This is a genomic window from Cedecea sp. VD22 (genome assembly GCF_037150195.1).
Lineage (GTDB): Bacteria > Pseudomonadota > Gammaproteobacteria > Enterobacterales > Enterobacteriaceae > Cedecea.
In genome coordinates this window covers 547,182-560,868 of record NZ_JBBCPX010000001.1, presented here as the reverse complement: position 1 = coordinate 560,868, position 13,687 = coordinate 547,182, and the positions used below count along the sequence as shown (strand labels likewise).

Sequence of the window (13,687 nt, the reverse complement as noted above, 5' to 3'; positions counted from 1 at the left end):
GAAATGACGATGCAACAGCAGCTTCAACAGTGGCTTGATGCCTGGGGAAAACAGCACAAGATCTCGCTGCGTCTGGAAGAAGGTGTATGCCTGCTGACGGATGCGCAGCAGCAAGAGGCGGCGGTGATTGAACTGCCGCCGGACAGCAGCGCGGCGGTGCTGCACTGCCGGGTAGGGGAATTAACCGGGCAGGATGCGGCGCTGCTGCCGAACCTGCTGGCGATGAACTTTGAAATGAACGCGATGCGTGGCTGCTGGCTGGCGCTCGATGGGGAAAATGCCATTCGGCTTTGCACTCAGTGCGAAATGTTTGCCCTGGACGCCGAGCGGTTTGCGGGCTGGTTAAATGCCTTTATCAGCCAGAGCGGCGAGGTCAGAGCATTTATTGCCGAGCTGCCTTCGCTGCTGGAGGCCGCCACGCCGCGCTGATATTGATAGAAATAAAAAACCGGGAAATGTCCCGGTTTTTTTATTGGCCTGCAGCCTCGTTGCTGGCAAACAGATCCTCTTCACGCCGCGCGGGCTGCTGCTTTTGCAGAATCTTGTAAATACGCTGGACGTCATCAGCATAGCGGCTTCGAAGCTGGCGGCGCTTTTCCGACGGGCCGGTATTGTACATGCCGACGGTATTCCAGGAGCGGCCATACTGGCGGAACAGCCCGTGTAACACCCACGCGCCGGTGGCGATGCAGGTACAGGGATCGTGCAGCAGGTTGTCACGCGTCACGCCCAGCTGCTTCAACCGGCCAAAATGCACGCTGTTCACCTGCATCATGCACACGTCTTCGGTGTGGTTCGAGTTGGCGGCGTTCACCGACGAGAGACTAAATTTCGACTCTTTCCAGGCGATGGCCTCCAGCAATGCGGGAGCAATCCCAAAGGCATGCCCCACGCGGGTAAAGCATTCGGCCTGGGCGAGGGCCGGCAGGCTAAGCAGTAAAAGTCCCCAGCGCCATTGTTTAGTCTGCATCGCGTTATCTCCTCTAATTCTTACAGGCAATGTGTGGCGAAAAGCGCACTTGGGTTCCCATTTTTTGCCATGTAAGGAACTCTTTACCCCTGCTTCTCACTCAGTTGAACATTCCGGGCGTGGGTAAAACTAAGCGTCATTGCGCGGTTAAGCGGCGGCCGGTTATTGCTACTGGGTATCACTTAGGGAGTGTGTTGTATGCAGATATCATCAGGACCGGGCGGGTTCTCACCGCTTTTGCCGGAAAACCATTTTCCAGGCCTGGACGGGGCATCACCTGACTCACAGAACGGCAGTAACAGCATTACCGCCAAACTGCTGCTGAATAACGGCGGGAACACGCTGGCGATCCCGCTGGCGCTGAACTTTGCCAACACGGGTGCAGCGGACAAGCCTTCGGCGATTAACTTCGGCGACTCACCGGCCAGTAATAACAGCCCGGCAACGAACCCGGCGAATGCTTCGTCAAGCAGCAGCAGCGGTTCCGCCGACAGCATAATGCAGGAACTCCAGCAGATGCTGCAGCAGTTCCTGAAAGAGCTGATGCAGCTCTTCCACATGAACACCGGGCAAAGTAAGGGGGACGACGATTCCTCTTCACCGGCGAGCGGCATTGGTTCCGGCTCCGGCTCCGGTTCTGGCATGGACAGCGGCAGCAGCGATGGCGCCGGGGATGCAGGCCGCCCGCTAAATAACCTCGCGGCCGCGCCTTCTGGTGGTCCATCCGGTGCATCCGGGCCGTCTGCGGATAGCCTGCCGCCGGGCGACACCAGCCTGAAAACCAGCGATCCAACGCTGCAAAAAATTGTTTCCCAGTTCGGGGGAGAATATGAAAAAGCCTCCGCTGAAACCGGCGTTCCGGCCAAGCTTTTAGCCGCGCTGACGATGCAGGAATCCGGTGGGGACGTAAACGCCAAATCCACCAACCCGGGTAACGGCCTGACCGACAGCGGCATGAACCAGATCAACCCGGACACTTACCGGGAGATGCAAAGCAAATACCCGGACAAGCTCGGCAGCGACATGAACTCTCCGGCCAACCAGATCATGTGTTCGGCGTTGATGCTTAAAGAAGGCAAAGAGAAATTCGGCAGCTATGATGCCGCGCTGCGCGCCTATAACTCCGGCGACGATCAGGTGAACCTGCACAACCTGTCCAGCGTCTCTTTAGGCGACCCTAACTACGTGAACGAAGTGAACAGCCACATGGCGAAATTCGCCTGATTGTGGAGCGGTAATTTTTGCCTGTTTCTTTACAAAATGGGGTAATTCAGTGGCCACGTCTCCAAAGAGGGTGGCTGCTTTTTTTAGTTACAAAGCAGTTTATTTCTTTGACAAGCTAAAATAGCGTGATTAATCGCAGTAAATGCGTCCAGGAATGTTCCCAATTAAACATAAATACTAAAAGTGAAATATATTTCAAAAAGAAAAGGGTGTTTCAATAGCGACCTCTCAATGTAAATAATCGTAAATATATATTATCGACTTTGCGGATTGTGAGGAAATCCTGTCGGAGAATCCGTCGGGCTTCATACGTGAGTCGGGCAAAAATTCATTTTTTGGTCGCAACAGGGTAAAAAATTAACGGCCTGTCTGTTTTTATTTAATTTATTCATTAAAATCATTTATTTATTTTAATTGTGATAAATTTAGATTCTTATTAATACATTTGGAAATATTCAGCGAATCTCACATTTTTTTTCAGTCGGCTTCACGAAATGAATCTCAGCAAACGCTATCGGCTGACGATTTTATTCCGCTCAAAACAACCTGCTATCCAGACATCGGAACAGTTAAACCTGAATTCTTATGTAGGGATATTCCTACATGAGGCTAAAATTTTGTCTGATTGTGAAACCGCGGCTCGGTGATAGGTTGTTCCTGCTTCTCATAAACAAAACTCATTTATTTTGCGTGCTACCGTATTTTATTCACGGCAGCAGGCGGCAATTATTTTGTGGTTCACGTTTATGGTTCATAAGTGGGACTCATACGCCAGACCTTGAATAAGCCAGGCAGCGGGGGATTTATGAAAGAAAACAGTTCGAATCATTGGGAGATAAAACATATTCCGGTCGATATCGACTTGAATATGCCGCGGTCCGCAGCCGCATTACCCGCGTCTGAAAATGTGCACGATGGGCTGGATATCTGGCTGCAAACGCTAGCCCCACTGAAGGTTGATTTGGTGCTGGAGGGCGAAACGGGCACCGGGAAAGACACCTTTGCACGCCGTATCTACGACCATTCCGGCTGTCGTGGCGCTTTTGTGCCAATTAACTGCGCGGCGATCCCCGAAACGCTGGCAGAAAGTGAACTGTTTGGCGTGACGGCGGGGGCCTACACCGGCGCGACACATTCGCGTGCTGGCTACATTGAAAGCGCCAATAATGGTGTCCTGTTTCTGGATGAAATTGACAGTATGTCCCTGAGCCTGCAGGCCAAGCTGCTGCGGGTGTTAGAAACCCGCACCGTGGGGCGCCTGGGCAGCACGCAGTCTATTTCGCTTAATCTGCGGGTGATTGTGGCCTCGCAAAAGCCCCTTGCCCAGCTCATGGAGCAAAAGCTGTTCCGCCAGGATCTCTTCTTCCGCCTGACGACGGTCAAAATCTCGCTTCCGGCGCTGCGTGAGCGCGTGGAATGCATTATTCCCCTGTTCCGCCGTTTTGCGCAGGAGTCTGCTATTCGACTGAATCGCCCAATGCCGCCGATGCCGCAGCACCTCAGCGAAGCACTATTGATGCACCGCTGGCCGGGGAATATTCGTGAACTGAAAGGCGCTGCCGAAAGGTTTGTGCTGGGGCTGCCGGCCCTGGGGCAGGTGGCGCACCCGGAGATGCGTTCCGTTCGGCTGCGCGAACGCCTGCGGCGGATAGAATACAGCCTGATAGAAGATTGCCTTTCGCGGCATGAAAATCGGGTTGTCAGCGCCGCACATGAATTGGGTATTCCAAGAAGAACGCTGTACCAGAGAATTAAATCTTTGACTGAAAAGGAAAATTAATTTTTTAAATTTCTTTGGAACTGCCGCTTACGCCGCGCCACTTAATCCGTGAATGACACAACATTTGCTGTTTAATTAACGAGGAGTAAACATCATGGCATCAGTAAACACCGGTAACAACGCGGGCGCAAGCAGCAGCCTGGCAGATAGCTTCCAGTCCCAGATGGACTCTATCGAAAACAAATCCATGCAGGACTCTCTGGACAAAGCTGAACGTGACCGTAAGAACGCCTACGTGTCCGGCTACCAGAACTCCGCCACCACCATGATCAGTTCTCTGGCACAGAACAAAATTTCCTTCTAATGCTAATCAGGGATTCGCCCCGGCGTGAATCCCTGATCTTCTCTTCTGCTGGCGGAAACTCTCTTATGCACATTCTTAATCCTGCGACAGGTATGCCTTTGCCAGAACCCGAGTCTCTGGGCGCTGCATCCAGCCCGGCCACTCAGTCTTCCATCCCGTTCGGCAACAGCGTCGCGAATCAAAGCGATGCCGCTTTCTTTTCAGCCGCGCTGCAGCAGCCGGAAGCGGCCTCGGCGATGGGCGGCGTGGGCGGGAAACCTGCCGCAATGTTTGAAAAAGCCTCCGGCATGTTCAAGCAGATGGAAGGCGACCAGAAACAGATGAATAACGTGCTGCGTAAAGCCGCGCGCTCCACCGATCCGCTGGTGCTTAACCAGGTGGACGACCAGCTCTCTAACTATTACCTGGAGAGCATGATGAACGCCAAGATCGTCTCGAAGAGCATTTCGGGGCTCGATAAACTGACCAACCTGCAGTAATCCATCATGCAACGACGCTGGCGAAAAATCCTGCAGCCCTGGCTGCTGGTCCTGCTGCTGGCAGGCTGCGACTCACAGGTCATTCTGAACACCGGCCTGACGGAAAACGATGCCAATGACATCATTTCCGAACTCTCGAAATACAAGATTGAAGCCGACAAGCAAATTGATAAAACCGGCGTCACCGTGCTGGTGGCTCAGGACAATATTGAACGCTCCGTCCGCATTCTCAACGCCAACGGGTTGCCGCACAAAGCGCGGACCAACCTGGGCGAGGTGTTCCAGAAAAACGGCATTATTTCCAGCCCGCTCGAAGAGCGCGCCCGCTATATCTATGCGCTTTCCCAGGAGCTGGAGTCCACGCTTTCACAGATTGACGGCGTGGTGGTGGCTCGGGTGAACGTTGTCCTGCCTGAGCGCGTGGCGCCCGGCGAGCCGGTGCAGCCCGCATCGGCATCGGTGTTTATTAAATACACCCCGGAGATGGACCCCGACAGCATTGAGCCCAGGATCCGTCGACTGGTCGCCGCGAGTATTCCGGGGCTTTCCGGGAAAAATGACGGGGCGCTTTCCGTGGTGTTTGTGCCCGCTGCGGCCTATCACGACCGCGTGGAACTGGTGACCTTAGGGCCTTTCCAGCTGACGCTTTCGCAGTATGCCACGGTCAGGACGCTGTTCTTCTCGCTGATGGGCCTGTTGCTGCTGCTCGGCGGGATCTTCACCCTTTTACCGAAGCTAAAGGCGATGAAGCGCGGTAAAAACTCAGGCTCGACTGGACTGGCCGTTGTGCCCTCAGAGCGGCGGTAACGCCAGTGGTTGCCTGGGACTACGCGCTCGCGGCGAACTGGCTTCGCTGGTGGCAGGAGGGATTCTGGCGGCAGGCGGATGCCAGCTGGTTCGGGCTGCCCTGGTTCAGCCTGGACGAGGCGCTGCGCCAGAGCCTGATGCTTAAATCGCCGCAGGCCGTGCCGGCTATGCTGGCGCTGGAGGAGTCTCTGCCGGAAACGCCCGACGCCCGCCTGCTGGCGCTGGTTTCGCTTGACTTAGCCCAGCGCGAAACGCTTTTTGCGCTGGTGGCTGAGGTTTGTCAGCGCGGGAGCGGGGCGGGGCAGCTCACCGAATCTCAGCGGATCTGGTGCGAACGTCTAACCCGGGGGCTACGCCCCGGCGTCTGGCTGCCCGCAAGTCTTAGTTTTAGCGAAGAGCCGAGTTTCGCCGTGCTCTGCCTGCTGCGCCCGATTCTGACGCCTGCGGCCTGGCTGCGGCTGCGGCTCAGTTTCCCTCAGCCTGTGATTGTGCGATGCGAAGCGTGGCTGGCGGATGAACCTGCGCCGCTAAATCGCCTGCAGGCGCTGTGGGATGGCGCGATCTGGCAGGCTCAACGTTCGGCGATGCCAGCGCTGAATGATTTTTCACGGGAGCAATAAACCATGTGGGTCGGCCGTAAACTTGCTTTAGAAGAGAACGACCAGGTGATTGAAGGCGTACTGTTGCCGCACTCCGCTTTGCAGGAGCAGCAACAGGCTCAAAGCCTGGTGGAACAGGCCATGCGCAAGAGTGAAGCCCTGCTGGAGGAGGCTCGTCAACAGGCTGAGCAGATGCTCGTCGAGGCGCAGGTCGATGCTGAACGGCTGGTCATCACACGCTGTGAAGAGGCAGAGCGGGAATTCTGGCTGCGGGTTGAGCCCTTTTTTAGCGAATGGCGGGCCGAGCGGGACGCGCAAAGTGCCGAAATCGTCGGCCAGGCGCAGGCGCTTATTGCGGCCGCATTTGAACAGCTGTTTGGCGGCCTGAGCGACCAGCAAAAGCTCACGGCGCTGCTGACTCAGCTTCAGAGTTCAAGCGCTCGGGCAACGGACGTCACGCTGTATCACCCCTCACAGTATGAAGCGCCGCTGGCAAGCTGGCTGGCCGCGCGCCCTCAGCTAGGCTGGACGCGCTGCATCGACGACGCGCTGGCGGCCGAAACGCTGCTGCTGCAAACCGCCCAGGGCGAGTTCAGCATTAGCTGGGCTTCGCTCCAGCAGCATTTGCTGCGCCTCGCCAGCTAACCCACTGCCAAAAACGTCCCGCCGGGAAGTTAATTTTCCCGCGTCGGGAACTGCCGCCTTTCTGCCGCCACTTATCATGCGATTTCAACGCGAGGAGAAACGTATGAGCAATTCCTTTGATATTCAGCGCAATCTCGACAGCCAGCTGTCCCGTCTGCACCACTCGGTTGCCGAGCTGGCGCAGAGCACGCTTGGCCAGCCCGCGCCAAGCATGGGCGACATGGTGGAATTCAAAAACGCCCTGATGAAAGAGGCGGCGGCGACCTTCACCGACAGCCAGCTGGGGTCGCTCAAGCATAGCCTGAGCAAGGAGATTATCGACTCTATCAACTAGTTATGCCGTCAACGGCTTATTCGTATCGATAAGCCGTTGTTTAACGCAGTTTGCACCCCGGATGGCTACCGTTTTATGCCGTCGATTACAGGAGAAGAGTCGTTGAATCAGCACGTTCGTTTACTGCGCTCAGCCATGTTTGCTTTGGCCGCTACCGCTGGTTGCTTCAGCGCAACTGTTAGCGCTCAAACGCCTGCCGACTGGCAAAATGGCGCCTATGCCTATTCTGCCCAGGGCACGCCGCTGCGCACCGTCTTGCAGGATTTCGCCAGCAGCCACGGCGTGAATCTGCGTTTAGGGGATGTGCCCGACAGCGTGGTGGATGGACGCCTGCGTTCCGACAGCGGCGTGGCCTTCCTCGATCGCCTGGCGCTGCAGTACCGCTTCCAGTGGTTTGTCTATAACGGCTCGCTGTTCGTCAGCCCGCAGTCGGCAGAAACCTCAAAGCGCATCAGCGTGTCAGCCGATGCCGCGCCGGATCTCAAGCAGGCGCTGCGTGATGTCGGGCTGCTGGAAGACAAATTCGGCTACGGCGAGCTGCCGGACGACGGCGTGGTGATTGTCACCGGGCCGCCGGAGTACGTCGCGCTGGTGGCGGATTTTAGCGCCAAAGACAAAGACAAAAAGCAGAACAAAGAGATGATGGCGTTCCCGCTGAAGTACGCCTCGGTGGCTGACCGCGAGATTAAATACCGCGAGAAAACGCTGCTGGTGCCCGGCGTGGCAACCATCCTTAACGAATTGCTGGGTAAAAAGAGCACCCGCTCTTCGCAGGGCATTGTACCCGGCGGAGAAGGCAGCTCGCGTGAAGCCCTCAACAAGTCATTCCAGGAACAATCGGACAATATTCTCTCCGGGCTGATTCAGGGCCAGGACAGCCGTCTGCGCGGCGCAGGCGGTGATGACGAAGGGGAAATGAACCCGCTGGTGTCTGCCGATGTGCGCAACAACGCCCTGCTGGTGCGGGACGATCCTAAACGCCGCGAGCAGTATCAGGCGCTGATTTCCCAGATCGACGTGCCGCAAAAGCTGGTGGAAATTGACGCCATGATCATTGATGTCGATCGCCACGCGTTTTCGAAGTTCTCCAGCAACCTCAGCGGCACGTTCGGCAACATTACCGCCGGTTCTTCCATGCTGCAGGGGGCAGGCACGTTATTCGTAACCGACTACAGCCGCTTCTTTGCCCAGATCCAGGCGATGGAAGGCGAGGGCAACGCCTCTATCGTGGCTAACCCGTCGATTCTGACGCTGGAAAACCAGCCCGCAGTGATCGACATGAGCGACACCGCTTTCATTACTGCGACCGGCGAGCGCGTGGCGACCATTGAACCGGTGACCGCCGGAACCAGCCTGCAGGTAGTCCCGCGCGCCATCGGCAACGGGCCAACCAGCACGGTGCAGTTAGTTGTGGATGTGGAAGACGGAAAAGTCCAGGTCAACGATGACGGCGTGGCAACCGGCGCGAAGCGCGCCACGGTCAGCACTCAGGCGCTGGTGCAGCAGAACGGTTCACTGGTGATGGGCGGCTTCCATTCCCGTGAAACCGGTGACACCGACCACCGTATTCCGCTGCTGGGCGACATTCCTTACCTGGGGAAATTCTTCTCATATACCAGCCACGAAACGTCGCAGCGCGAGCGGCTGTTCATCATCACGCCGCATCTGGTGGGCGATCAGGTGGACCCGACGCGCTACATCGACGAGCAGGATCGCCAGCAGCTTTCTTCGGCGATGAATGAAGTACAGCTCCGCCAGCGCTACAGCTCGATGAAAGGCGACATCGAAAACGCCATGCGGGATCTGGCGGAAGACAAAGTCCCTACCGGGTTCCAGGCAGGCGGTGAAGGCGTGAGTATTGGCCAGCTGTGCAACGTGGGGCCAGGGCTGTCATCGGACAGCTCCCACAGCCAGTGGTACAGCAATTCATCGGTGCAAATCAGCGTCGGGCTGATCCGCAATATCAGCGGCAAGCCGCAGCGTTTTGACGAATCCAACTGCCGCGATGATGACGTGCTTGCCGTGGCCGCCTGGCCGGGCGGAAACCTTGCCCCAGGCCAGTCGGCAGAAGTGTATATCGCCTACCGCACGCGGGGAGAAGGGCGCCGTAGCCGCCAGTCGCTGCTGAGCTCTGCCTCGTCATTGCCGGTGAATTCATCCAGGTCGCGCAGCTATCTTCTGCCGCCGCGCCCCGTACTGCATTAAGGAGCCACGATGAAACCTTCAATTTTGATACTGATGGCGCTGGCGTTTGTGCTTAGCGGCTGTGCCACCCGCAATGACAACGGCTGTGACAACGTGACGTGTCGTCCCCTGTCAGACAGCCACCACCTGACCATCTGGTGGCCGAACGATATGCGTAACGGCGTGCAGGATTACACGCAGATGCCGGTGCGCTGAGTGCGAGAGCGGGCGTGGCTGTTTTCACGCCTGTTTTTAAAAAATCATTTTTTTTCCTGTTGTTAGGCAGTTTTGTGGAACCGAAGCCGGTTTCTTTTCACTTAACAGGCGTCTTAATACTGCGACCCAGCAGGACTGGTCGCCTGTATCAACCCCGTTGTCATGGTGAGGTAATCGAATGAGTACGATTGGAAATATGCTGAATCTGGCCACTGCATTACCGCAGCTGGCGCTGAACGCAACCCCAGAAGGTATGGCCGCCAATCTGTTGAAAAACGTTGGCGATCAGATGGTGAACGACATTGCCTCCAAGCTGACCAACCTGCTTTTCTCCGGCGGCATGAACGGTAACAATAACAACACCTTTATGTCTCCGCAGAGTCAGGGCGGCGCGAGCATGGGCAACACGCTGGCAATGAGCAACATGCAGCAGATGCTGCAGCAAGTGATCCAGCAGATGGGCGTGAATTCCCAGAACACGCCGTTCAACAGCCAGGCGGGGGCGGGCAACATGAACGCCTTCAACAGCGGCATGAGCAACGGCCTGCAGTCACCTTCTACCGGCATTGGCCTGGTCCAGCTGCCGCTGTCCATCACCAGCGCCAACAGTGCGAACAGCTTTAACCAGCTGGGTAACAACATGGGCAGCCAGCTGGGCAGCAAAATGGGCCTGCAGGCGCTGGACGACGTGAAGTCGGACACCAGTGGCCTGTGTGGCGCGCTGGGCGGCGGCGGTAAAGTTGACGGCGGCTCAAAAGAGACTCGTGCTGAAATCGGTAAATTTATGGATCAGCACCCGGAAATCTACGGCAAGCCGCAGAGCGCGGGCGCCGGTATGCCGGGCCTGGTGCACGTTGGTAAAGGCCCATCCAGCTGGGAAGACGCGCTGAAAAACAGCAAGCCGCTGAGCGGCGATTCGCTGAAAGCCTTCCAGTCCGCGAAAAACGATCTGAAAACCTCCATGGTGGGTGGCTCTATCCCGGGTTCCGCCACGGCACCGGGCAACGGCTCTTCCAGCCTGCTGATGAATGCTGACGCACAGCTGTTTAACGGCAATATCATCAAAGATGCCCTGAAGCACCACCACGGCGCGCTTATGGGCCTGGCCAGCGCCGTGCTGGCCTAAGAGATTGGGTTGTAATCCACAGATGTTCTTTTGACGCGTGGTGCGAGGTAACTTCGCCACGCGTGTTTCGCGAAACTCTTCTTCGCCCTCTATTTGACCGGTTTTTCTGCGCTAATCGCGTGGGATACCGGTCTTTTTTTGTCTCGATCATGCCCGTGTATTTCCAGTACAGAATAATTATTCGACTCTCTCCCTAAGAGCTGTCTCTTAATCAAAAATCTCTGCGATTATGTAGGAGCGGCGAATATTCCGTTCACTTCCAGTTCTGTTTTATATGTCACCACTGAACTCGTGAACGGCTCGGGGGAGTCACCGTCACTCCCCCGAGACCCCGGACTCCCGGCCAAATAAATCGACCGCGTGAGCGGCAGACCTCCGTTTTATCTCCCAGTCCTGGGGCGGCTGAGACGCGTTCCCGACGCTCTCAGCCTCCGGCCGTTCCCGACGTCCGGACCCTGGCCAGTCGGAGAGAAAACGGAGGCGATTTAAGCCGGAACCATGCCTCGCTTTACGACTAACATTTGCCTTAGCTACAAAGTCGCCGGTTGTTTTACCCTCACCCTAACCCTCTCCCTAAAAGGGAGAGGGAATAAAAAAATGCCTCCCCTCACATGTTTTCTCCCTCGCCCCTTTGGGGAGAGGACCGGGGTGAGGGGCCGAATTGTTCACTAATATTTAGGTGATAGCCGGTGGGCTTGCTGCTTAGCGTTTCTGAACATGCGGGGAAAAAAGATCTATAGGTGAACGGAATAACTGCAGAATGACAGATATCTCCTGGAGGATTCACAAATAAAATGTGGTTAAGAAAGAACCCAGAGTAAGGGAAAATCGTCCCCGTTACTCCTCAAACTCAATCGTTTCACCCTTCAGGCGGCCCTCGAGCTTGCGCAGCAGGCGGTAAATAGCGGCCACCGCTTTTAGCGTGTCGCGCGGAATATAGGCGCCTTCTTCAGTGGTGCGGTAAAGATTGCGGGTAAGCCAGACGTAGCGCACCACCGGGATATTGGCGGCGTGCGCCAGTTTAATCAGCGCTTTGGCGTCTTCGTCCTGTGCTTTAAACAGCAGCACCGGCAGCGGCGTTTCGTCCGGGAGATAGCGCAGCCCCACGGCGTAGTGCGTCGGGTTCACCAGCAGCACGTCGGCTTTTTCCATCTCCTGCGGGGTGACTTTTTTTGCCGGTGCGTTGAGGATTTCGTGGGCGACGTGTTTGCGGTGGCCTTTGGTGTGCGGGTCACCTTCCATCTGCTTGTACTCGTTTTTCACGTCCTCGTGGCTCATGCGATTCTGCTTGAGGAAGAAGTATTTCTGCAGCGCGAAGTCGGCTACCGAAAACACCAGCATCACGCCAACGATGGTGTGGGCGAGAGTTTCCAGAATCGCCACGCCCGCATGCCAGAAGCCGTCCAGCGTGCCGCCTGAAAGGTTGGCCATTTGCGACAGACGGGGTTTGATCAGCAGCCAGAACACCACCGAAAGGGTGATGGCCTTCAGCAGGCTGTTGAGGATCTGGATAAACTGCTTTACCGAAAACATCTCTTTGAATTTATTCAGCGGGTTGAGCGCCTCAAGCTTTGGGGCCAGCGCGGCGATGGCAAACAGCGGACCAAACTGGATCCAGCCTGCGGCAATGCGCAGCAGGATTACGGTGCCCACCGTCATCATAAAAAACACCCCGATGGTCAGCAGCGCGGCACCGCCAACTTCCCCTAAAGCCTGGTTGAAAGGGCTGCTGAGGCGCATCAGCGGCAGGAGCATCAGCGCCTGCAGCTTTGCCATGCTGGCCTCCATCATGGAAAAGATCAGCTGCAGGACGCCGAACATGATCAGCAGTTTGGGGATGTCCTGACTCTGGCTCACCTGGCCCTTTTTGCGGGCCTCCTGAAGTTTATGGGGGCTGGCCTTCTCTGTTTTTTCACTCACGGCTTGGCACCCTCCGAAGCGGCATTACCAGGTGGTTTGACGGGCGGGCAGAATATCCGCCAGGTGCGGGATCATATCGCGCAGGCTGCTGAACTGGTGGCCGGCGAAATACTCCAGCGTGGGCAGGTAAAAGATAAAGAACAGCAGCCCGGCGATGCATTTTAGCGGCACGGTCAGTACCGTGGCCTGCAGCTGCGGACTGTAGATGCTGAGCACGCCAACGGCGAAATCGAGGAACAGCAGGAGCAGCACCAGCGGGCCAGCGTACAGAATGGTGTCGATAAACATCTGCTTTACCTGGCCGAGAAACACCAGGAATCCCTGCTCGCGGAAGTCGGGCAGCCAGCTGTCCACCGGCCACAGCCGGTAGCTGTCCCAGATAACCTGGGTGGCGAGGGACAGGCCAAAGTTGACGATCAGCACCATCATCGACCACTGCAAAAGCATGTAGCCGAGCGGCGTTTCGTCTGCTCCCAGGGCCGGGTTAAGCTGACCCCCGCTGAGTGCTCCACGCTGGTTATCAAACAGCACGCCCACCGACTCAAACAGCCAGAAGGGTAGCGCCAGCAGGTAGCCAAGAAAAATCCCCAGCACCACTTCTTTCAGCATCATGGCGACAATGCCCCACGGCGTGTGCGGGGCGTGGGTCAACATCGGGACAATAGTCGGCGTGACAAAAAGCGCCAGCGGCACGACAACCGCCGTGCGGATCATGCCTTTCAGGGCAGAGAACGCAAACAGCGGCGTCAGCAGCACGCACGGGTAAATGCGGGCGATTGCCAGCCCCAGCCCCAGCATGCCGTTGAAAATGGGCGTCAGTTCGGCGGCGATCATCGCAGGGTTCCGGACGCGGCCATCATGTTGAAGGCGGACTGCGCCAGCTCCACCATTTGCAGGCCAATCCAGCGGCCGCTCAGCGCCAGCGTGGTACCCACGGCCACCAGCTTGATGGCGAAGGGCAGGGTCTGATCCTGGAGCTGAAACACCGCCTGTAGCAGGGACACCACAATGCCCACCAGCACGGCCACCACCAGCGGTGGCGCGGAGAGCACAACCACCATCAGCACCGCCTGCTTAAACATGTAGATCATGTCCATAA

General features: G+C 56.8%; 16 protein-coding genes. 12 read left to right on the top strand and 4 right to left on the bottom strand.

Annotated features, from left to right (window positions below; genetic code table 11):
- Positions 1 to 3: 3 nt before the first annotated feature.
- Complete coding sequence (locus tag WFK85_RS02740) at positions 4 to 429, top strand: CesT family type III secretion system chaperone (RefSeq protein WP_166995395.1); 426 nt, start codon at positions 4 to 6, stop codon at positions 427 to 429.
- 40 nt (positions 430 to 469) lie between these two features.
- On the opposite strand, the gene WFK85_RS02735 is transcribed toward WFK85_RS02740, so the two are convergent.
- Positions 470 to 970, bottom strand: a complete 501-nt coding sequence (locus WFK85_RS02735; RefSeq protein ID WP_008460965.1) for a lytic transglycosylase domain-containing protein — start codon at positions 968 to 970, stop codon at positions 470 to 472.
- Between the two features lie 198 nt (positions 971 to 1,168).
- Between WFK85_RS02735 and WFK85_RS02730 the strand changes: the two genes are divergently transcribed.
- The 11 genes from WFK85_RS02730 (at position 1,169) to WFK85_RS02680 (ending at position 10,668) form a co-directional block, all read left to right on the top strand.
- The gene (locus tag WFK85_RS02730) at positions 1,169 to 2,194 is read left to right on the top strand and encodes a lytic transglycosylase domain-containing protein (protein ID WP_336708595.1); all 1,026 of its coding nucleotides are present in this window, start codon (positions 1,169 to 1,171) and stop codon (positions 2,192 to 2,194) included.
- Between the two features lie 805 nt (positions 2,195 to 2,999).
- Positions 3,000 to 3,974: a sigma 54-interacting transcriptional regulator gene (locus tag WFK85_RS02725; RefSeq protein ID WP_008460967.1), complete on the top strand. Its 975-nt coding sequence runs from the start codon at positions 3,000 to 3,002 to the stop codon at positions 3,972 to 3,974.
- A gap of 94 nt (positions 3,975 to 4,068) precedes the next feature.
- On the top strand, positions 4,069 to 4,278 hold the full coding sequence (locus WFK85_RS02720; RefSeq protein WP_008460970.1) for a hypothetical protein: 210 nt from the start codon (positions 4,069 to 4,071) through the stop codon (positions 4,276 to 4,278).
- Positions 4,279 to 4,343: 65 nt separating this feature from the next.
- Positions 4,344 to 4,757 (top strand): type III secretion system protein, encoded by a 414-nt coding sequence (locus WFK85_RS02715; RefSeq protein ID WP_008460972.1) that lies wholly within the window; start codon positions 4,344 to 4,346, stop codon positions 4,755 to 4,757.
- A gap of 6 nt (positions 4,758 to 4,763) precedes the next feature.
- Positions 4,764 to 5,564 carry a type III secretion system inner membrane ring lipoprotein SctJ gene (gene sctJ, locus WFK85_RS02710; protein WP_008460974.1) on the top strand — a complete coding sequence of 267 codons (801 nt, stop codon included), beginning with the start codon at positions 4,764 to 4,766 and terminating at the stop codon, positions 5,562 to 5,564.
- A 5-nt stretch (positions 5,565 to 5,569) separates the two neighbouring features.
- A complete protein-coding gene (locus WFK85_RS02705) occupies positions 5,570 to 6,184 on the top strand; it encodes a type III secretion protein HrpD (RefSeq protein WP_166995403.1) in 615 nt (204 codons plus the stop codon).
- A gap of 3 nt (positions 6,185 to 6,187) precedes the next feature.
- On the top strand, positions 6,188 to 6,808 hold the full coding sequence (locus WFK85_RS02700; RefSeq protein ID WP_166995405.1) for an HrpE/YscL family type III secretion apparatus protein: 621 nt from the start codon (positions 6,188 to 6,190) through the stop codon (positions 6,806 to 6,808).
- 103 nt (positions 6,809 to 6,911) lie between these two features.
- Complete coding sequence (locus WFK85_RS02695) at positions 6,912 to 7,142, top strand: hypothetical protein (RefSeq protein WP_008460979.1); 231 nt, start codon at positions 6,912 to 6,914, stop codon at positions 7,140 to 7,142.
- Positions 7,143 to 7,277: 135 nt separating this feature from the next.
- On the top strand, positions 7,278 to 9,347 hold the full coding sequence (sctC, locus tag WFK85_RS02690) for a type III secretion system outer membrane ring subunit SctC (RefSeq protein ID WP_166995562.1): 2,070 nt from the start codon (positions 7,278 to 7,280) through the stop codon (positions 9,345 to 9,347).
- 9 nt (positions 9,348 to 9,356) lie between these two features.
- On the top strand, positions 9,357 to 9,542 hold the full coding sequence (gene hrpT, locus WFK85_RS02685; protein ID WP_008460981.1) for an HrpT family type III secretion system protein: 186 nt from the start codon (positions 9,357 to 9,359) through the stop codon (positions 9,540 to 9,542).
- Positions 9,543 to 9,720: 178 nt separating this feature from the next.
- Entirely contained in the window at positions 9,721 to 10,668 is a 948-nt protein-coding gene (locus WFK85_RS02680) for a type III secretion protein (RefSeq protein ID WP_336708590.1), read from the top strand.
- An 837-nt stretch (positions 10,669 to 11,505) separates the two neighbouring features.
- On the opposite strand, the gene sctU is transcribed toward WFK85_RS02680, so the two are convergent.
- Genes sctU through sctS form a run of 3 tightly spaced genes read right to left on the bottom strand, consistent with a single transcriptional unit; the run spans position 11,506 to position 13,685 of the window.
- Entirely contained in the window at positions 11,506 to 12,588 is a 1,083-nt protein-coding gene (sctU, locus tag WFK85_RS02675) for a type III secretion system export apparatus subunit SctU (protein ID WP_166995409.1), read from the bottom strand.
- A 24-nt stretch (positions 12,589 to 12,612) separates the two neighbouring features.
- Positions 12,613 to 13,422 (bottom strand): type III secretion system export apparatus subunit SctT, encoded by an 810-nt coding sequence (gene sctT / locus WFK85_RS02670; RefSeq protein WP_008460984.1) that lies wholly within the window; start codon positions 13,420 to 13,422, stop codon positions 12,613 to 12,615.
- On the bottom strand, positions 13,419 to 13,685 hold the full coding sequence (gene sctS / locus WFK85_RS02665) for a type III secretion system export apparatus subunit SctS (protein WP_039291380.1): 267 nt from the start codon (positions 13,683 to 13,685) through the stop codon (positions 13,419 to 13,421). Before sctS ends, sctT begins: the two co-directional genes overlap by 4 nt.
- Positions 13,686 to 13,687 lie beyond the last annotated feature (2 nt).